The sequence below is a fragment of the Rhizobium azibense genome (genome assembly GCF_004342325.1).
Taxonomy (GTDB): Bacteria; Pseudomonadota; Alphaproteobacteria; order Rhizobiales; family Rhizobiaceae; genus Rhizobium; species Rhizobium etli_B.
The window spans coordinates 29621-47760 of sequence record NZ_SMBJ01000014.1 but is presented as its reverse complement, the minus strand read 5'-3'; the positions used below and the strand labels follow the sequence as shown (position 1 = coordinate 47760).

General features: G+C 60.2%; 21 protein-coding genes. 9 read left to right on the top strand and 12 right to left on the bottom strand.

Annotation, left to right across the window (positions count from 1 at the left end):
* Positions 1–40: 40 nt before the first annotated feature.
* A complete protein-coding gene (locus EV130_RS28440) occupies positions 41–1042 on the top strand; it encodes a DUF2125 domain-containing protein (protein ID WP_074062695.1) in 1002 nt (333 codons plus the stop codon).
* Between the two features lie 3 nt (positions 1043–1045).
* On the opposite strand, the gene EV130_RS28435 is transcribed toward EV130_RS28440, so the two are convergent.
* The 3 genes from EV130_RS28435 to EV130_RS28425 all read right to left on the bottom strand — a co-directional run bounded on the left by EV130_RS28435 (position 1046) and on the right by EV130_RS28425 (position 3948).
* On the bottom strand, positions 1046–1978 hold the full coding sequence (locus EV130_RS28435) for a prephenate/arogenate dehydrogenase family protein (protein ID WP_081377125.1): 933 nt from the start codon (positions 1976–1978) through the stop codon (positions 1046–1048).
* Positions 1975–3084: a histidinol-phosphate transaminase gene (gene hisC, locus EV130_RS28430; RefSeq protein ID WP_132553918.1), complete on the bottom strand. Its 1110-nt coding sequence runs from the start codon at positions 3082–3084 to the stop codon at positions 1975–1977. The genes EV130_RS28435 and hisC overlap by 4 nt, the downstream gene beginning before the upstream one ends.
* 87 nt (positions 3085–3171) lie before the next feature.
* Entirely contained in the window at positions 3172–3948 is a 777-nt protein-coding gene (locus EV130_RS28425) for a class I SAM-dependent methyltransferase (RefSeq protein ID WP_074062696.1), read from the bottom strand.
* A 53-nt stretch (positions 3949–4001) separates the two neighbouring features.
* On the opposite strand from EV130_RS28425, the gene gloB reads away from it, so the two are divergent.
* Together gloB and EV130_RS28415 are read left to right on the top strand one after the other, a co-directional pair.
* A complete protein-coding gene (gloB, locus tag EV130_RS28420; RefSeq protein WP_074062697.1) occupies positions 4002–4772 on the top strand; it encodes a hydroxyacylglutathione hydrolase in 771 nt (256 codons plus the stop codon).
* Complete coding sequence (locus EV130_RS28415) at positions 4772–5194, top strand: cupin domain-containing protein (protein WP_132662364.1); 423 nt, start codon at positions 4772–4774, stop codon at positions 5192–5194. Before gloB ends, EV130_RS28415 begins: the two co-directional genes overlap by 1 nt.
* A gap of 3 nt (positions 5195–5197) precedes the next feature.
* Here the strand turns inward: EV130_RS28415 and yddG are convergent, their stop codons facing one another.
* The gene (yddG, locus tag EV130_RS28410) at positions 5198–6091 is read right to left on the bottom strand and encodes an aromatic amino acid exporter YddG (RefSeq protein WP_074062699.1); all 894 of its coding nucleotides are present in this window, start codon (positions 6089–6091) and stop codon (positions 5198–5200) included.
* Positions 6092–6120: 29 nt separating this feature from the next.
* Positions 6121–6897, bottom strand: a complete 777-nt coding sequence (locus EV130_RS28405) for a DUF3108 domain-containing protein (RefSeq protein WP_074062700.1) — start codon at positions 6895–6897, stop codon at positions 6121–6123.
* Between the two features lie 240 nt (positions 6898–7137).
* On the opposite strand from EV130_RS28405, the gene rpmB reads away from it, so the two are divergent.
* Both rpmB and EV130_RS28395 read left to right on the top strand, forming a co-directional pair.
* Positions 7138–7428, top strand: a complete 291-nt coding sequence (gene rpmB, locus EV130_RS28400; RefSeq protein ID WP_022718069.1) for a 50S ribosomal protein L28 — start codon at positions 7138–7140, stop codon at positions 7426–7428.
* A 112-nt stretch (positions 7429–7540) separates the two neighbouring features.
* Positions 7541–8176 carry a queuosine precursor transporter gene (locus tag EV130_RS28395; RefSeq protein ID WP_132662362.1) on the top strand — a complete coding sequence of 212 codons (636 nt, stop codon included), beginning with the start codon at positions 7541–7543 and terminating at the stop codon, positions 8174–8176.
* Positions 8177–8203: 27 nt separating this feature from the next.
* Here EV130_RS28395 and EV130_RS28390 read toward each other — a convergent pair whose 3' ends face one another.
* The 4 genes from EV130_RS28390 to EV130_RS28375 form a co-directional block, all read right to left on the bottom strand.
* Positions 8204–9196 carry an esterase-like activity of phytase family protein gene (locus tag EV130_RS28390; RefSeq protein ID WP_132662360.1) on the bottom strand — a complete coding sequence of 331 codons (993 nt, stop codon included), beginning with the start codon at positions 9194–9196 and terminating at the stop codon, positions 8204–8206.
* Between the two features lie 22 nt (positions 9197–9218).
* Entirely contained in the window at positions 9219–11120 is a 1902-nt protein-coding gene (gene cobT / locus EV130_RS28385; protein ID WP_074062703.1) for a cobaltochelatase subunit CobT, read from the bottom strand.
* 12 nt (positions 11121–11132) lie between these two features.
* Positions 11133–12125 (bottom strand): cobaltochelatase subunit CobS, encoded by a 993-nt coding sequence (gene cobS, locus EV130_RS28380; RefSeq protein WP_022718065.1) that lies wholly within the window; start codon positions 12123–12125, stop codon positions 11133–11135.
* 309 nt (positions 12126–12434) lie between these two features.
* Positions 12435–13049: a J domain-containing protein gene (locus EV130_RS28375; protein ID WP_074062704.1), complete on the bottom strand. Its 615-nt coding sequence runs from the start codon at positions 13047–13049 to the stop codon at positions 12435–12437.
* A gap of 104 nt (positions 13050–13153) precedes the next feature.
* On the opposite strand from EV130_RS28375, the gene EV130_RS28370 reads away from it, so the two are divergent.
* Complete coding sequence (locus tag EV130_RS28370) at positions 13154–13438, top strand: BolA family protein (protein WP_196776338.1); 285 nt, start codon at positions 13154–13156, stop codon at positions 13436–13438.
* Positions 13439–13495: 57 nt separating this feature from the next.
* The gene (locus EV130_RS28365) at positions 13496–13819 is read left to right on the top strand and encodes an antibiotic biosynthesis monooxygenase family protein (RefSeq protein WP_074062706.1); all 324 of its coding nucleotides are present in this window, start codon (positions 13496–13498) and stop codon (positions 13817–13819) included.
* 3 nt (positions 13820–13822) lie between these two features.
* Here the strand turns inward: EV130_RS28365 and EV130_RS28360 are convergent, their stop codons facing one another.
* The 3 genes from EV130_RS28360 to EV130_RS28350 are packed head-to-tail and all read right to left on the bottom strand — an operon-like array spanning position 13823 to position 16847.
* Positions 13823–15133, bottom strand: a complete 1311-nt coding sequence (locus tag EV130_RS28360; protein ID WP_074062707.1) for an HlyC/CorC family transporter — start codon at positions 15131–15133, stop codon at positions 13823–13825.
* Positions 15130–16260: a 3-dehydroquinate synthase gene (aroB, locus tag EV130_RS28355; RefSeq protein ID WP_074062708.1), complete on the bottom strand. Its 1131-nt coding sequence runs from the start codon at positions 16258–16260 to the stop codon at positions 15130–15132. The genes EV130_RS28360 and aroB overlap by 4 nt, the downstream gene beginning before the upstream one ends.
* Positions 16257–16847: a shikimate kinase gene (locus EV130_RS28350; RefSeq protein ID WP_074062709.1), complete on the bottom strand. Its 591-nt coding sequence runs from the start codon at positions 16845–16847 to the stop codon at positions 16257–16259. The genes aroB and EV130_RS28350 overlap by 4 nt, the downstream gene beginning before the upstream one ends.
* A 146-nt stretch (positions 16848–16993) precedes the next feature.
* Here EV130_RS28350 and EV130_RS32760 point away from each other — a divergent pair, with 146 nt between their 5' ends.
* Both EV130_RS32760 and xerD read left to right on the top strand, forming a co-directional pair.
* Positions 16994–17170, top strand: coding sequence for a hypothetical protein (locus EV130_RS32760; RefSeq protein WP_165918585.1), 177 nt, complete (start codon positions 16994–16996; stop codon positions 17168–17170).
* A 4-nt stretch (positions 17171–17174) separates the two neighbouring features.
* Positions 17175–18128, top strand: coding sequence for a site-specific tyrosine recombinase XerD (gene xerD, locus EV130_RS28345; RefSeq protein ID WP_074062710.1), 954 nt, complete (start codon positions 17175–17177; stop codon positions 18126–18128).
* Positions 18129–18140: the final 12 nt, after the last annotated feature.

Below are 18140 nucleotides of genomic sequence, written 5' to 3'. Positions count from 1 at the left end.
ACCGAAATTCCCATTCGCGATTCACCATTGGAGATCCATCATGGCAGCGTCAAGCCAATCCGGCAGCGGCAGAAAATTCTGGTTGCTCGGCTTGGGCATCGTTCTGGTTATCGCGATCTATACCGGCGGCTGGTTTTACGCAGCCGCCCACCTCAAGGAGACCGTGCTGAAGGTTATTGCGCCGCGCAGCACGGCCGGCGTCAGCGGTGAATGCGCCGATATCGACTTTCGCGGCTACCCGTTCCGCATTGGCCTTTATTGCTCGAAGGTGGGTGTGGACGACAACACGAACGGCGTCTCGGCTTCCTTTGGTGAACTTCGTTCCGCAGCGCAGGTTTACGCGCCGGGCCATATCGTCTGGGAACTCGATTCGCCGGCCGAAATCCGCACGGCAAACGGCCTTTCGATCTCGGCGCAGTGGGAAAACCTGCAATCCAGCCTGGTAACGAGGCTTAACGGCATCGACCGTACCTCCATGGTCATCGACGGACTGAAGGCAATCGCTGTGTCGTCCCATACCGGACAAACGGTCAATGTCGATGCAGGACGCACGGAAGTCCACCTCCGCCAGAATGCCGGCGATCTCGACGGTGCCTTCTCCCTGCGGGATGCAAATGCCCTGATCAAGGACTGGCCGCAGGTCTTCCCCAAATTCTCGGCGAGCGCAGATATCACCCTTGCGGGCAAAGGCGGAATGATCGACGGCAGCGATCCGCAGGGGCTTTATGGAGCAAGCGGAGAGCTGCGCAAGGCCGTGGCCGATATCGGCGACGGCAAGGTGATGACGTTGACAGGGCCCTTCTCCTTCGATGAGCAAGGCTTTCTGTCCGGCAAGTTCAAGCTGGAGATCGAGCAACTCGGCCCCTGGCGCGACAGCCTGAAACAGGCCCTCCCGGAAATCGCCAAGACCGTCGATACCGCCGCCAAGCTTCTGAAGGCGCTCGCAGTCGGCGGCGACAGGGTTTCGGTCGACCTCGTCGTTCAGCGCGGCAATGCCACCGTAAGCGGCTTCATCCCGCTCGGTACGATCCCACCGATCTGAGGCTCAGTTCGTCTTCGTATCCTGCGCATGTGGGCGACCGAAGTCTGGCGTGTCCACATCCTGGCCTGCCTGGACGATCGAGCGGCGGATCGCCCGAGTGCGGCTGAAGAGCTCGAAAAGCTTGTCGCCCTCGCCCCAGCGGATCGCCCGCTGCAGATAGGCAAGATCTTCCGAAAAGCGCGCCAGCATTTCGAGGATCGCATCCTTGTTGTGCAGGCAGACGTCACGCCACATCGTCGGATCGGAGGCTGCCAGGCGCGTAAAGTCGCGGAAGCCCGAGGCGGAGTACTTGATCACCTCCGATTCAGTCACGGTTTCCAGATCGTCGGCCGTGCCCACAATGTTGTAGGCAATGATGTGCGGCAGGTGCGAGACGATGGCGAGAACCTTGTCGTGGTGGTCGGCGTCCATCTCATCGACCTTGGAGCCAAGGCTTTCCCAGAATTTGCGAAGCTTTTTGAGCGCGCCCTCATCCGTACCCGCAATCGGCGTGAAGATGCACCAGCGGCCTTCGAAAAGGCCTGGGAAGCCGGCGTCGGGACCGGATTTTTCCGTACCGGCCAGCGGATGGCCGGGGATGAAGTGCACATGCGGCGGCATATGCGGCTGCATTTGCGCGATGACCGAAGCCTTGGTGGATCCGACGTCGGTGACGATCGCGCCCGCCTTCACGCTTCCTGCTATTTCCTTGGCAACACTTTCCGAGGCACCGACCGGCACGGACACGATAACGAGATCGGCATTCTTGGCGGCCTCGGCCGACGAAACCGTATAGCGGCTGCCGAGCTGCAGTTCCTCGGCACGCCTCAGCGTTTCGGCACTTCGCGTTGCAACGACGACTTCGTTGGCAAGCCCCAGCCGCTTGATGTCGTGGGCGATCGAGGAGCCGATCAGCCCGATGCCGATCAGCGCGATGCGATCAAACTGCGCTGTCATGCCGGGCGTCCCATGAATTCGCCAAGCGCTTCGATGACGCCGCGATTGGCTTCTTCGGGGCCGATGCTCATGCGCAGTGAATTGGGAAATCCGTAGCTGCGAACCGCCCGCAGGATATAGCCACGGCTCGTCAGAAAATCGTCGGCATCGGCAGCGCGCTTGCCGTCGACATCCGGAAAATGGATGAGCACGAAGTTGGTCACCGACGGCGTAACCTTTAGACCGATCGTTTCGAACGCTCCGGTAACCTTCTCGATCCACATCTGATTGAAGGAGGTCGCCTCTTGAACGAAGGCCTGATCGCGGATCGCCGCCGCACCGGCGGCAATCGCCGGCGCATTCATGTTGAACGGGCCCCGCACGCGGTTCAGCGCATCGATGATCTCGGCAGGCGCATACATCCAGCCGACGCGCAGTGCGGCAAGCCCGTAGACCTTCGAGAATGTCCGGGTCATGACCACGTTCGCGTTCGAGGAGACGACTTCGATGCCTGATTCATAGTCGTTGCGCCGGACATATTCGGCATAGGCCGCATCGAGAACCAGCACGACATGCTTCGGCAGACCGGCCTGCAGGCGGCGGACTTCGCTGACCGGGATATAGGTACCGGTTGGATTGCCGGGATTGGCGATGAAGACGATCTTCGTCCTGTCTGTCACGGCGGAAAGGATAGCGTCGACATCGACGGTGTGATCCGTCTCCTTCACCACGATCGGCGTCGCGCCGGCGCCCATGATCTGGATCTTGTAGACGAGGAAGCCGTGCTCGGTGATGATGCCTTCGTCACCCGGGCTGAGATAGACGTGGCAGAGCAAGCCGAGCAGTTCGTCCGAGCCGTTTCCACACATGATGTTAGCCGGATTCAGGCCGTGAACAGCGGCGATCGCCTCGCGCAATTCGATCGCCTGCCCGTCCGGATAGCGCTCGAGATGGCCAGCGGCCTCACGAAAGGCTTCGATTGCCCTGGGGCTCGCGCCAAGCGGCGTTTCGTTGGATGAGAGCTTGTAGACGCGGGCGACGCCCGGTGCATGTTCCTTGCCCGGCACATAGGCTGCAATATCCAGGATACCGGGACGCGGAACAGGCTTGCTCATCTCAACGCTCATGGAATCGACCTTGAAAAAACGCCGGAAATTCCGGCCGGAATTGCCCTGTGGCAAATAAAGCGGAAAGCAGCCTTTGTCGAGTGAGACTTAACGGCTGCGTGTCGTCGGAACACCGTGCGGCGCAAGAACCGGCACGAAGACGCGGCGCGAAGCCCGTGCAGCTACCGGCAGGCCCTGATAGAGACGCTTCTGTGCCTCGACGATGATGACGCCCGAAAAGGCCGGCCAGAGCGTGCGGCCAATGCGTTCGAAGGCGCGACGAAGACTGAGAACCGTGCGAAGCTTCGATGGCGGGAAGAACAGCGCCTCGGCGCTCGCCCCGGGCGTGAAATTGGTCTCGCGAAGCAGATGCGTGAGTTGACCCCGTGAATAGGGGCGCCCGGAGCCGAAAGGCGTATGTTCCATGCGCGCCCAGACGCCGCGCCGGTTCGGCACCACGATGACGAGGCGCCCGCCGGGCGCAAGCACGCGCCAGAGCTCCTTCAAGGTTTCCCGCGGGCTCTCGGCAAATTCCAGCGAATGCACCATCAGCACACGATCGATGGACGAATCGGGAAGCGGAAGTTCTTCATCGAAGATCAGTGCGGTCGACGACAACGACCCCACCGGCCAGTTCACTGCGCCCTGCCCGGCGGGCATGAAGGCGAAGGTACGCTCGGTATCGGCGCTGAACCGGTCGAGAAAGGGGACGGCGTAGCCGACGCCGACGAGCCGTTCCTGCGGCAGGCGCACCCAAAGCGACGACAACGCCATGGCAATCGAGTGCTCGGCAAGGCGGCCGAGCTCGGAATGATAGAACTGGCGCAGATCGACAATATCCGTGTGCATCGCAATAAATGTTATCAGCCGGCGATTGGACTTCAAGGCCGGGGCCTCTACATTCCGGACATGTTCGTGGGAAAGGGGCCGCTTGGACAATGAAACCTCTGGAACTGGAAGTCTTTCTCTGCCGATCCGATAATTTCGGCGTTCTCGTGCATGATGCGGCGTCCGGGTTGACAGCCGCGATCGACGCGCCCGAAGAGGCGGCCGTGGCAGCGGCCGCCAAAAGGCGCGGCTGGAAGATTTCGCACATCTTCACCACGCATCACCACACCGACCACGTCGAAGGCAACCTGGCATTGAAGGAGCAATTCGGCTGCGAGATCATCGGTCCGGTCAACGAAGCCGTGGCAATTCCCGGCCTCGACAAGTCGATGGGCGATGGCGACAGCTTTCTATTCAGCGACCATGTGGTCAACGTCATCGAAACGCCGGGCCATACCGTCGGCCATATCTGTTACCATTTCGGAGACGACAAGCTGCTTTTTGCCGCCGATACGCTCTTTGCACTGGGCTGCGGCCGCCTATTGGAGCGCCCGGCCGCCGATATGTGGCATTCGCTGCAGAAGCTGGCCGCTCTGCCAGACGAGACGGCGATCTATTTCGGCCATGAATACACGCTTTCCAATGCTCGTTTCGCTCTGACGATCGATCCGGACAACGAGCGGCTGAAGACGCGCGCTGCGGAGATCGAGGCGCTGCGCGCCGAAGGCAGGTTCACGATCCCGACGACGCTTGGCCTGGAAAAGGAAACCAATCCCTTTCTTCGCGCTGCCGATCCCGCCATTCGCCGCAACCTCCTGATGGAAGGCAAGACGAACGAGGAAGTCTTTGCCGAGATCCGCAGGCGCAAGGACAATTTCTAATGTCTCCCGACGAGATTATCGAGGCGCTTTCGATGCAGCCGCATCCGGAAGGCGGCTGGTACGTGCAGACGTTTAGCGATGGCAATGGCGAGGAGCGCGGGCACTCGACGGCAATCTACTATCTGCTGAAAGCCGGCCAACGTTCGCACTGGCATCGCGTTCACGATGCTGCGGAGGTCTGGCATTATTACGCCGGTGCGCCCCTGGCACTCTACAGGTCCGCAGACGGCGAAAAAAGCGAAACCTTGATGCTCGGCATCGACCTGGAAAATGGTGAGCGTCCGCAAGCAATCATTCCGGCAAACTGGTGGCAATCGGCAGAAACGCTTGGCGAATACACGCTCGTCGGCTGTACGGTGGCACCCGGTTTCGAGTTCTCGAAATTCGAATTGGCACCGCCGGATTGGAAACCGGGCGGCTGAGACCTATTCGGCCGCCACAACCTGTTTTGCGACGCCTTTCCGGCGGAACATTTCCTGAGCCGCAAGCACTGCACCGCCGGTGACCAGCAGGCAGGCAAGCGCAATGCGCCAGCTCGGCTCGCCAAAGCCGAATATCGTCAGGACAAGCGTCGACAGCAACGGCGCCGCATAACTTGCCGCGCCGAGGATCTGAATGTCGCCGTTCTTGACGCCGTAATCCCAGGCATAGAACGCAGCGCCGACAGGGAAGAAGCCGAGGCCGGCAACGGCGATCCATTCAAAAGCCGTTTGCGGCCAAAGGGTTGTTTCCAATCCGAGATGGCAGAAGAACGACAGGATGGATGTCACAAGGCAAAAGCCGGTAACGACATCGGTCGAGACTGCATCGAAGCGCCGCGTCAGCAGCGAATAGCCGGACCAGGTGAAGGCGCAAAGGAAAGCCGCGCCGTAGCCGATCGCAAAGGCACCGTCGAAATCGATGCCGTTGCGGCCGACGATCAGGAAAGTGCCGCAGAGCCCGGCGAGCGCGCCTGCCACGTGATACCAGCGCAACCTCTCGCCCGGCAGCAACGCCGAGCCGACGACGATCAGCAGCGGCCAGAGATAGGCGATCAAGCCGGCCTCCACCGCCGGCGCGTTGCGAAGCGCGGTGAAATAGAGGAAGTGATAGCCGAAGAGGCCGGCAATGCCGGTGATCCACACCTTTGGCGGCTGCCTCAGCAGCGCCACCCGAGACGGGTTGAGGATCAGCACCGCAATGCCCGGAATGCTGCCGATCGCAAAGCAGATCGCCGACAGTTGGAACGGCGGCATCTTGCCGGATGCAGTGGTGAAGAGCGCCAGAAACGACCACATCAGGATGGCCGTGAACCCGATCAATGTCGCCCGAAGCTTCACCTGTCCCCCTTCACGGAGACCGTGCTCCGTCAGTTTGTACGGTATTTCACCGCGGTAATCGTCACCATTCCATATTGCGTCGGAATGCGAACATAGACCGGAGCATATACATTCGCCGCGTCCGCCTTTGCAAACCAGATTTCCATGTTGCCGCTTCTGCTCAGATAATCGATATCCTTGCGGCCTTTCCTGTAGCCAGACCGGGGCACGAAACGTACGCCGCAGACGGTTGCCGTGCCGGAAAACCCATCCGTCTTGAACTCCTTGGATCCCTTTGGCGAAAGCACAAGGTCCATGCGCATCTCGCCGTCATAGATCGGCAGGCGCTGCGAGCAGAGCTTGGTATCGGCCGGAAAGATCAATCCCGAGATGGGGTCAAGCACGGAGCGCATGTCGCCCGGCTTGACATCGACCCAGTTGCGGGGCTGGCGCCGTTCCGGCTTGACGGTAGTGGAGACGATATCGCCGTTTCTGTAGCGGACTTCGTATGTACGTGCGCGTTTGCCGCTCTTGTAATAAAGGTAGTAGCGCTGCGCTTGCAGTCGGTCGTTGCGCAGGACGCCGGTGACGTTGGTCTTCGCAGCAATGTTCGTCACAAGATCGGCAAGGCCCGCCGAACTGATATTGCCTGAAACCTGGTAGCGCTGACCATCGTCGATCTGGGTAACGAAGGCGGCGCGCGCAATCGGCAGGATTCCAAGAGCAACTTTATATTCCGTGCGATGACGGATCTCGCTTGCGACGGCCGGGATGGACATCAGCGCTGCAATCGACGATAGGAAAATCCGCTTGCCCAGATGTGTCATGAAGAGAGCCTTTTTCAAGGGCAGACAATGCCCTGCACTCGCGATCCATACTCCTACCGCAAAGAGAAGCAAACACGAGCTTTTTGACAGAATTGCGGGAAAGACCAAGGTTTGGCTTGACGCGGGCGGCCGGTCTGACTATAGAACCGCAACTTTCCAATTATGGCCTGTTGGATTGCAGACCCGCGTTTGCCGGGGCATCGCACTTCGATGGTCTAGAAAAACAAGAATAGGTGTTCAATGTCCCGCGTGTGCGAATTGACCGGCAAGGCCGTCCTGACTGGTAACAATGTCAGCCATGCCAACAACAAGACCAAGCGCCGGTTCCTGCCGAACCTGTGCCAGGTTACGCTGATCTCCGATGCTCTCGGCCAGCGCTACCGTCTGCGTGTTTCAGCTGCCGCCCTGCGCTCCGTCGAGCATCGCGGTGGCCTCGATGCCTTCCTGATCAAGGCAAGCGAAAACGAACTGTCGATGCGCGCTCGTCTGCTGCGCCGTCAGATCGTCAAGAAGACCGCCGAAGCCGCATAAGCTTCGACATCTTCTTCCATACGGCTTCAAAGGCTTGCACGGCTAATACCGGACAAGCCTTTTGCTTTGCCGGCCTGACACTCCAACTGGTGGCATCACCCAGGATAAAAAAATGCTGAAGAGCCGCTATACCCTCCTCTACATCGCTTTGATGACGTTCGTCGTCGTGGCTTCGAATTTCCTCGTCCAGTTTCCGGTGAACGCCGAGGTCGCGGGCATCAATCTCGCCGACATCCTGACCTGGGGTGCGTTCAGCTATCCGGTCGCTTTCCTGATCACCGATCTCACGAATCGCCAGTTTGGTCCCCAGGTGGCGCGCAAGGTCGTGTTCGCCGGCTTTGTCGTCGGCATCGGGCTTTCCTTTTTCACGTCAGTGCCGCGCATCGCGATCGCCTCCGGTTCCGCTTACCTCGCCGGCCAGCTGCTCGATATCGCCGTCTTCAATCGCCTTCGCCGCCAGACCTGGTGGCGTGCACCTCTCGTCGGCTCGCTGATCGGCTCGGCGCTCGACACCGCAATCTTCTTCTCCTTTGCCTTTGCCGCCTTCTTCGTCTTCCTCGGCCCGAACGATCCGTTTGCGCTTGAGCAGGCCCCGGTCCTCGGTGCATTTGCCGCTCAGGCGCCGCGCTGGATCTCCTGGGCGATCAGCGATTTCTCGGTGAAGATGATCATGGGCCTTGTCATGCTGCTGCCCTACGGCGCACTGATGAACGTGCTGCGGCCGATGCAGCAGGCCCGCGCAAGCTGATCGCCAGTGACGGCCTCCGGTGGGGCCTTACTCAGCGAGACGAAATTCCAGCATGAGGTTCCGCTCCAAAATCGAGTGGTTGTCATCCGAAACGATGATCACATGCGAGCTGCCATCCGGCGCCTGAAAAGTGTCGAGGCCCTCCATATTGTCGATCTGGTAACCGAAATCGGCTGTCAACAAGATGTCGCCATCGGCGACGGCGCCCGGCGTTATCTGTGCCGCCGGTATGCGCCGGATCCGCATGGCGATGCCGTTTGCGATGTTGAAACGACGCTCCAGTAGCAAGAGATCGCCGTTTGGCAGAAAGGCGCCATCGGTCGGATCGAAATCACCGTTGCGCGTCACCGTAAAGCGGCCCTTGAGCGGCCCGGATAGGATTGCGCCGTAGTTGTTTCCCTTCCGATCCCGGCTCTCTTCGGAAATGATGACGGCGGCGCCCTTTAAGGCGCTCTCGGGCGGAGCAGCCGCCAGCGTCTCGAAGCCCCGGCCGCTTCGCAACGACCGTGCCGGCACGAGAATGGGGATCGAGCCGACCGATGGCGAGGTTTCAAACCCGGGATCGGGGTAGGCTTCGACGCGATGGTCTTGTTCGAAGGAAACCAGGACCTTGTCGCCCTTGAGGGCAAGACCCTCCGCATCCATGCGTCCCTTGCCCTCGAACGTGTCCCCGCTGCCGTTTTTCATAGGCGTGATTTCAACGCCGGACAAACCGGAGAGCCTTCCCTGCTGATCGCGTTCGATGCTGCCGGTCAGCCAGTGACCTGTATCAAGCACACCAACGAAATGCTGCCGGTCGGGCGCGAAACGGATGGCCGACCATGATCCGAAAAGCCGGTTGCCGGACACCATTTCCAGCCCGCCAAGGAACTCCAGCGGACCGAACCTTGTCTCGCTGGAGCCAATCTTGAACGTCGAAATGACGCGGCTGCTGATATCCACGCTCTCGCGCGCAACGGCGATCGAATCAACCCCAGCAAGACAAAGAAAAAGCAAGGCCGCGCTGGACAGACGGATCATCAAGCGCCGATTCCCTTCGGCATCAGCTTGCGCGTTTCAAACGGCCGCCACGCGACTGCGCTGCCTGATCTTCGAAGAGCGAAGCAAGTTGCTCGGTCATGGCACCTGCAAGCTCGTCGGCGTCGACGATGGTCACGGCGCGGCGGTAATAGCGCGTCACGTCGTGACCAATGCCGATCGCAAGCAGTTCGACCGGCGAACGGGTCTCGATCTGCTCGATCACGGCGCGCAGATGACGCTCGAGGTAGTTGCCGGGATTGACCGAAAGCGTGGAATCGTCGACCGGCGCACCGTCCGAGATCATCATCAGGATACGGCGCTGTTCGCGGCGAGCAAGAAGACGATTATGCGCCCAGATCAGCGCCTCGCCGTCGATATTTTCCTTCAGCAGTCCTTCGCGCATCATCAGGCCGAGATTGGTGCGCGCACGGCGCCACGGCGCGTCAGCGGACTTGTAGATGATGTGACGCAGGTCGTTGAGGCGGCCGGGCGTCTGCGGCTTGCCGCCGGCAAGCCAGCTCTCGCGCGCCTGCCCGCCCTTCCAGGCCTTGGTCGTGAAGCCAAGGATCTCGACCTTGACGCCGCAACGCTCCAGCGTGCGGGCAAGAATATCGGCACAGGTGGCTGCAACGGTGATCGGGCGCCCGCGCATGGAGCCGGAATTGTCGATCAGCAGCGTCACGACCGTGTCGCGGAACTGCGTATCCCGCTCCATCTTGAAGGAAAGCGGCTGCATCGGATCGATGATGATGCGCTGCAGGCGGGCGGTATCGAGATAGCCCTCTTCCAGATCGAAGTCCCAGGAGCGGTTCTGTTGGGCCATCAGGCGACGCTGCAATCGATTTGCGAGGCGGCCGACAGCCCCCTGGAGATGCGCGAGCTGCTTGTCGAGGAAGGCGCGCAGGCGCTCCAGCTCGGCAGCGTCGCAAAGTTCCTCGGCGGTAATGATCTCGTCGAACTCTTCGGTAAAGACGTGATAATCGACCTTCTCGTTGAAATCGGCAAACGGCATGTTTGGACGACGGGTTTCGCCCGGTGTTTCTGAATCGTCCTCGCCCTCTTCCATCATGTCGTCGTCGGAGATCTCGGCGCCTTCGGTCTCGCCATCTTCCATCTGCTCGTCGGCAACTTCGCTATCCTCGACCGGCGCGGCATCAGTGCCGGCGTCGTCATCGACCTCGTCCTGATCCGACTCGTCGCCATTCGGCTGGTCTTCCTGATCCTGCTCGTTGTCCTGATCGGGTTCGCTGTCGTCGTCGCCGTATTCTTCCGCCATTTCCATGGCCGAGAGCATGTGGCGGATCACCTTCGAGAAAGCCTGCTGGTCGTTGATGACGCCTGTAAGGTCATCGAGTTCGGAACCTGCCTTCTCCTCTATGAAGGAACGCCAGAGGTCGAGAACCTTTCCCGCAGAGGCCGGCGGCTTCTGTCCGGTCAGCTTCTCACGCACCATCATGGCGACGGCCTCGCCGATCGGCGCGTCCTCCTGCCGCTCGATGCCGGTGAAATTCGCCTTGGAATACTTCTCCTCGGTCATCGACCGCAGGTTGGCAGCCACGCCCTCCATGCGCAGGGTGCCGATCGATTCGACGCGCGCCTGCTCGACGGCGTCGAAGATCGCACGGGCGTCCGAGCCCTGAGGCGCCATCGTCGCGTGCACTTTTTCATCGTGGCAGGCAAGGCGAAGCGCCATGGAGTCGCCAAGACCGCGCGTCACCGCCAGCTCATGCGCCGTTGGCCGCTTGGAAAGCTCGGGCAGGCGAATGCGCTCAGCCGTCATGCCGGGGCGCTCGTTGGCAAAGGTCACCTCGACCTCGCCGTCGCCGGCAATCGCGCGCACGCAGCCGGTTATCGCGCGCCGCAAGGGCTCGACGTCGACCGGGCCGTTTGGCCTTGCTTTCGAATTGTCACCACGTGATGCCATGATCGACGGGCCTTAAGCCTCCAGCACGATATTGGCCGCGCTCTCCTTGAGCTCGACACCAAAGGCGCGCTGATAGTGCTCGGCGACCAGCGGGCGCTCCAGCTCGTCGCACTTGTTGAGGAATGTGACGCGGAAGGCGAATGCGAGGTCGCCGAAAATATCGGCGTTTTCGGCCCAGGTGATGACCGTACGCGGGCTCATGACGGTCGACAGATCGCCGTTCATGAAGGAAGCGCGCGTCAGATCGGCGACGCGCACCATCTTGGAAACGGTATCGCGGCCGTTCTTGTCCTTCTGGAAGCTTTTCACCTTGGCGGTGACGATGTTCACTTCGTGGTCGTGCGGCAGGTAGTTCAAGGTGGTGACGATGGACCAGCGGTCCATCTGCGCCTGGTTGATCTGCTGCGTGCCATGATAGAGGCCGGTGGTATCGCCGAGGCCAATGGTGTTTGCCGTCGCAAACAGGCGGAAGGCCGGATGCGGACGGATGACTCGGCTCTGATCGAGCAGGGTCAGGCGGCCTGAAGATTCCAGCACGCGCTGGATGACGAACATGACGTCAGGGCGGCCGGCGTCATACTCATCGAAGACAAGCGCGACATTGTGCTGATAAGCCCAGGGAAGGATGCCGTCCTTGAATTCCGTGACCTGGAGGCCGTCCTTGACGACGATGGCGTCCTTGCCGACGAGATCGATACGACTGACATGGCTGTCGAGGTTGATGCGCACGCAGGGCCAATTGAGGCGGGCAGCGACCTGCTCGATGTGAGAGGACTTACCGGTGCCGTGGTAGCCGGAGATCATGACGCGGCGGTTGTGGGCAAAACCTGCAAGAATGGCGAGCGTCGTCTCGCGGTCGAAGAGATAGTCGTTATCAAGGTCCGGGACGTAGGCATCGCCCTTGCTGTAGGCCGGAACGCGGATATCGGAATCGATTCCGAAGACCTCCCTGACCGAAACGGTGGTGTCTGGAAGCTCGGAAATATCAAGGTCAATCTTGCTCATCATGTCTCCAAGGCGGGTGCTTCCACCCGGCCATACTATCTCAGGCCATTTCGCATCCATGACGCCGCAGCTTGTTCTGCGCCCGTTCAAGGTGGGAACGTCGGCGATACCTCTCCGGGACTGAAGCGAAACCTCGGCGGGAAATGACCGCTTGCGAGCATTCAGGAACAAAGTCCCGGACAAGAAACGCCGCGTCCGGAAGGTTGGCAAAGGCGGCGTTGGCAAAACGCACAGATGCATGCCGCGGTTGCCTGCGGCCTCAGCCGATTTGGACCATACCCGATTGAAGGCGGAGAGCAAGGACAGGAACTAACAAAAACCGTTCTGCTTCAACAATTGATAGGCCTGGATGACGGCACGGAAGCGCTCTTCGGATCCGCGGTCGCCGCCGTTGGCATCGGGATGATGCTTCTTGACCAGCTCCTTGTAGCGGGTCTTGATCTCGGCAGAGGTGGCGCTTGCCTGCAGCCCCATGGTGTCGAAGGCCTTGGCCTCCAGGCTCTTCAACTTGCGTTGCTCGGGAAAGCGCGGACCGCTGCCCTTGGCGCCACTGACGAAACCGAAGGGATCGCGCACACGGCTATAGGCGCCGGAGCGGATGTCGGAATGAAGTGGGCTGTCCTTCGCCGCCTTGTTGACGCCGACGGTCCAGGTCGGACGATGCCCGGTGATCGCCTCCTTCTGGTAGCGGGCGATTTCGCCGTCCGAGAGGCCGGAGAAATAGTTGTAGCCCTTGTTGTACTCCTTGACGTGCTCAAAGCAGAAAAGAAAGAACTGCCCTTCGGCATTGCGGCCGACAGGAGCGCGATGCACGCCTTTTTTATCACAGCCGTCCCACTGGCAGGTCGGAGGAGCCTGCTCGGTTTCCTGCTCGCGTTTGCGGCGGGTGCGGATGCGATCGAAATATTTGGAATCGAGTCTCATGACGGCGCTAATTATGGGCCTGCCGCGAAGCGACGACAAGAATTGACAAACACGAATGTTGCTGGCTTGGTGGGAACCCCCTTTTTGCGAAGCAACCGGACGAAATCGTGACCCTCCAGACCCGCATCGAAAAAAAACTGACCGAAGCTTTTGCCCCCGAGCGCCTCAGCGTCATCAACGAAAGCCGCCTGCATGCCGGCCATCAGCCGGATTTCACCGGCACCGGTGAAACCCACATGCGCGTGCGCATCGTTTCAGCCAAGTTTGCAGGAATGACGAGGCTCGCCCGCCACCGCGCCGTCACCGAACTGCTGAAGCCGGAACTCGACGCAGGGCTGCATGCGCTCGCCGTGGAGCTCGCCGCCCCCGGCGAAGCAACCAGCTGGTAGCGGAACACGTCCCTCATATAGGCGTTTGCCCTCCTTTCATTCAAGGAGGAAATAGGCATGACGAAGCCGACGATTGCCCGCATCTGGCGCGGACGTACGCAAAGAGCCAAGGCTGACGAATACGAAGCCTACAACTACGAAGCGGGCATCAGGCCGCTGATCGAGAAAGCCCTTGGCGTCCAGACCTTTCGCGAAGACTGCGAAACGGAAAGCGAATTCGTGACGATCTCATATTGGGAGGACATTGAGGCGATGAGCACCTTTACCGGCACCGATCCGACGAAGATCCACCACCTCGAACGCGACAGCGAATTTTTGATCGAACTGCCGAAAGAAGTGCAGATCCTGCGTCTGCTCACCAGCCACGGAACGGTCGGATAAGGCTCAGAGCGGTTTTGTCTCGTTCTCCGCGGCAGGACGGATGCGCAGCCTTGTGATGCGGTTCTTCTCGCGCTTCATGACGATGAAGCGCTTGCCATAAAAAGTGAAGGCCTGCCGCTCCTCCGGGATCGTCATCGATTCATGGATGACGAGGCCGGCGATTGTCGTTGCCTCTTCGTCGGGCAGCTGCCAATCGAGGGCGCGGTTCAGATCCCGGATCGGCACGCTGCCATCGACAACGATCGAGCCGTCGGATTCCTGGCGCACGCCCTGCATATCGATATCGTGCTCATCGGAAATATCGCCGACGATTTCTTCCAGGATGTCCTCGAGCGTCACGATGCCCTGCACCTCACCATACTCGTCGACGACGACGGCGAAGTGCTGCTTGCGGCGCAGGAACGCATTGAGCTGATCTTCGAGATTGGTGCTGTCCGGTACGAACCAGGGTTTCTGGGCGATCTTGACGATATCAAGATTCTCCGGCTCCACGTTCGGCTCGGCCAGCGCACGCAGCAAGTCTTTTGCGTGGACGACGCCGATGATGTTGTCGATCGTGCCGCGCCACAGCGGCATGCGGGTATAGGGGCTTTCGAGGATCGTGCGAACCACTGCCTCAGGCGCGTCATCTGCATTGATCGCCCGCATCGCGGTGCGGTGGACCATGATGTCGGAGAGTTCAAGCTGGCTAAGGTCGAGTATACCGCCAAGTCGATCCCGGTCGGCCTTCACCACCGCACCCTCGCGATGCAGCAGATCGACGGCACCGCGCAGTTCCTCGTGCGCCGTCAGCATCGGGATTTCACGCGAAAGTGTGATGCCGAAGGCCCGCAGGATCCGGCGGACGACGGCATTGACGAGGGTTGAAATCGGACCGACGACAGCGACAAAGAGCTTGATTGGCAATGCCGCTCTCAATGCAAAACGGTCAGGCGACGAGATTGCCCAGCTCTTCGGCAGAACTTCCGCGAAAATGACGAGGATCACCGTCATCGCAAGCGTTGCAAGCGCCACGCCCGGGCTGCCGAAGACACTGAGGAACAAGCTTGTGGCCAGAGCCGAAGACAGGATGTTTGCAAGGTTGTTGCCGATCAGCAGCGCCCCGATCAGCCGGTCGCGCCGCTCGATCAGCTGGCGCACGACACCGGCGCGCATTTCGCCGTTTGTTTCCAGCGTATGCATGCGGCTGCGAGAGACCGCCGTCAGTGCAGTCTCCGAACCAACGAAGAAGGCTGATATGAGCACGAGTGCGACGATGGAAACGATTTCCGGCCAGTAAACCGCAAGAAATGCCAGCGTGCCTTCGAGTGTCATTGCTGCTCTTTTTGCTTGAGAAAGCCCAACACTTCGGAAGCCGGCACGTCATCGGCGATGAACGACCGGCCAATGCCGTGCGTCAGGATGAAGGTGAACTTGCCGTCTTTCACTTTCTTGTCCTGCGCCATTGCGTCGAGCAGCTTTTCAGCCGGCGGAAGAGCGCCCGGAATATCGGAAATGCGCGTCGGCAGGCCGACTTCTTTCAAATGCTTCTCAACCCGTTTGGCGTCATCGGGGCTTGCCAGATTCATCCGCGCGGAAAATTCATGCGCGAGGACCATGCCGATCGAAACCCCCTCGCCGTGCACCAGGCGTGCACTCTCATAGGCTGTGGCCGCCTCCAGAGCGTGCCCGAAGGTATGGCCGAGATTGAGAAGCGCCCGCGGACCGTTCTCGCGCTCGTCAGCGACAACGACATCGGATTTGGCCTGACAGCTTGTGGCAATCGCCTCGATACGCGCAGAGCCGCCGGCAAAGACGGCGCTCCAGTTTGTTTCAAGCCAGGCGAAAAATTCCGGCTTGTCGATAAGGCCGTATTTGGCGACTTCTGCATAGCCGGCACGGAATTCGCGCTTGCTCAGGGAATTGAGAACATCCGTATCGGCAAGGACCAGATCCGGTTGGTGGAAGACGCCTACAAGGTTCTTGCCGTGTCGGCTGTTGATGCCGGTCTTGCCGCCGACGGAAGAATCCACCTGCGAAAGCAGCGACGTCGGCACCTGCACGAAGCGCACGCCGCGACGCACGATGCCTGCGGCAAAGCCGGCAAGATCGCCAATGACGCCGCCGCCAAGCGCAATGACGTAATCATTCCGCTCGACACGCGCCTCCAGGATCTTGTCGCACACGCTCATCAGATGCTCGAAGCTCTTGGTCTTCTCGCCGGCGGGCAGCACAAGCTGCGCGGAGATGATACCTGAGCGTTCGAGGCTCTTTACGAGGGCTTCGAGATAAAGTGGCGCCACGTGCTCGTCGGTGATGATCGCGGCTTTGCGACCCTTCAGCCGTGACGCTATTTCCGCTCCGGCTCTGGCGATCATCCCCGGTCCGATCAATATGTCGTAGGCGCGCTCTCCGAGCGGTACGTGAACCTTTCGTTCGGCCGAGGAGGTGATCGCATTCATGGCAGGGTACTTTCGGTTTGGGCTTCGATCACGGCTTTCAACACTTCGTCGGCCATGACTTCCTTTCGCACGTCGCGCGACAGCACGGTGATGTCGGCTTCGGCATAGATCGGGTATCGCGCGTTCATCAGGTTTTCGAGCGTCTGCTTTGGATTCTCGGTCTTCAGGAGCGGGCGCGTGTCGCGCTTGCTGACCCGTTCCCACAGCACCTCGAGATCGGCCTTGAGCCAGACGGAAAGGCCGCTCTTCTTGATGTGCTTGCGCGTCCGGTCATTGATGAAAGCGCCGCCGCCGGTCGATACCACGCGCGGCCCGTTCTTCAGCAACCGCTTTATCACGCGTGTTTCCAGCGCACGGAATTCATCTTCGCCGTAAGCGGCGAAGAGCTCCGAGATGGTCATTCGCGAGACGCGCTCGATCTCCACGTCGCTGTCGATGAAAGGTATGCCCAGCTGATGGGCGACGATGCGGCCGACAGAGGATTTGCCGGCCCCCATCAGGCCAACGAGGATCAGATTGCGGGACCCGAGCGCGGCGCGAGCTCTGTCTTTCAGGGTGTCTCCCACTTTCAGAACTGGGTCACTCATCGGTCCATTCACACTTTGTTTGCAAACGGTATCGACAAATGCGGGTGTAGCGTCAAGTCGCCGACCGGGGAAACATGGTTCAAAACCCGCTTCTTGCACGCAAACCCGCTTCTTCATAAAAGAGGCAGAGCTCATGGAGTTGCGAAATGCCGACCCTCTTGCGTCTATTGGCTGTCCTGGCGATGATCGCTGGGGCGATTTATGGCGGTATGGTTGCGCTCGTGACCTTCGTGGAGCCACAGCCGCGCGACGTGACGATCCGCATCCCGTCGGAACGGATCAACCCGCCGGCAACTGGCGCGATCAAGCCGGCGAAGAAGTGAGCCGATGAAGGATCTGAGCCGCGCCCATGTGGAAGCCTTTCTCGAGATGATGAGTGCAGAGCGGGGCGCTGCGGTGAACACGCTGCAATCCTACGAGCGCGATCTGGACGACCTCCATGCATTCCTGAACGGCAAAAGCGTGCGGCTGAGCGAAGCGGCTTCCGGTGATCTTGCTGCCTACCTCTCCTCGCTTTCGAAACGGGGCTTCAAATCCTCGTCCCAGGCTCGCCGGCTGGCAGCCATGCGGCAATTCTACAAGTTCCTTTATGCCGAGGGCCTGCGGGTTGACGATCCGACAGGCGTTCTCGACGCGCCGAAGAAGGCGCGGGCGCTGCCAAAGACTATGGGTGTCGAGGAGGTGACGCGGCTTTTGACACAGGCCGAGACCGAAGCCGACAATGCCTCGGACGGCCGATTGCAGCGCCAGCGGATGTTGGCGCTTCTGGAGCTGCTTTACGCCACGGGAATGCGCGTCAGCGAGCTCGTTTCGCTGCCGGCACGCGTTCTCGACCAAGAAGGACGTTTCCTGATCATTCGCGGTAAGGGCAACAAGGAGCGGCTCGTACCTCTATCGCAATCGGCAATGGCTGCACTGAAGGCCTATGGCCGGTCGCTCAAAGAGGAGAATGCCAAGACGAAGGATCCGGTCGACAGTTCCTGGCTTTTTCCGGCAGCCTCCAAGGAAGGCTATCTGCCCCGCCAGGTTTTTGCCCGTGAACTGAAAAACCTCGCGATCCGTGCCGGATTGACGCCATCAATGATCTCGCCGCACGTCATGCGTCACGCCTTTGCAAGCCATCTGCTTGCGAACGGCGCCGACCTTCGCGTAGTCCAAGAACTTCTCGGACATTCCGACATTTCAACGACACAGATCTATACGCATGTCCTTGAAGAAAGGCTGCAGCAACTGGTTCAGACGCATCACCCCCTTGCCAAACAGGCGAAAAAGCACGAATAGGACCGGCAACAT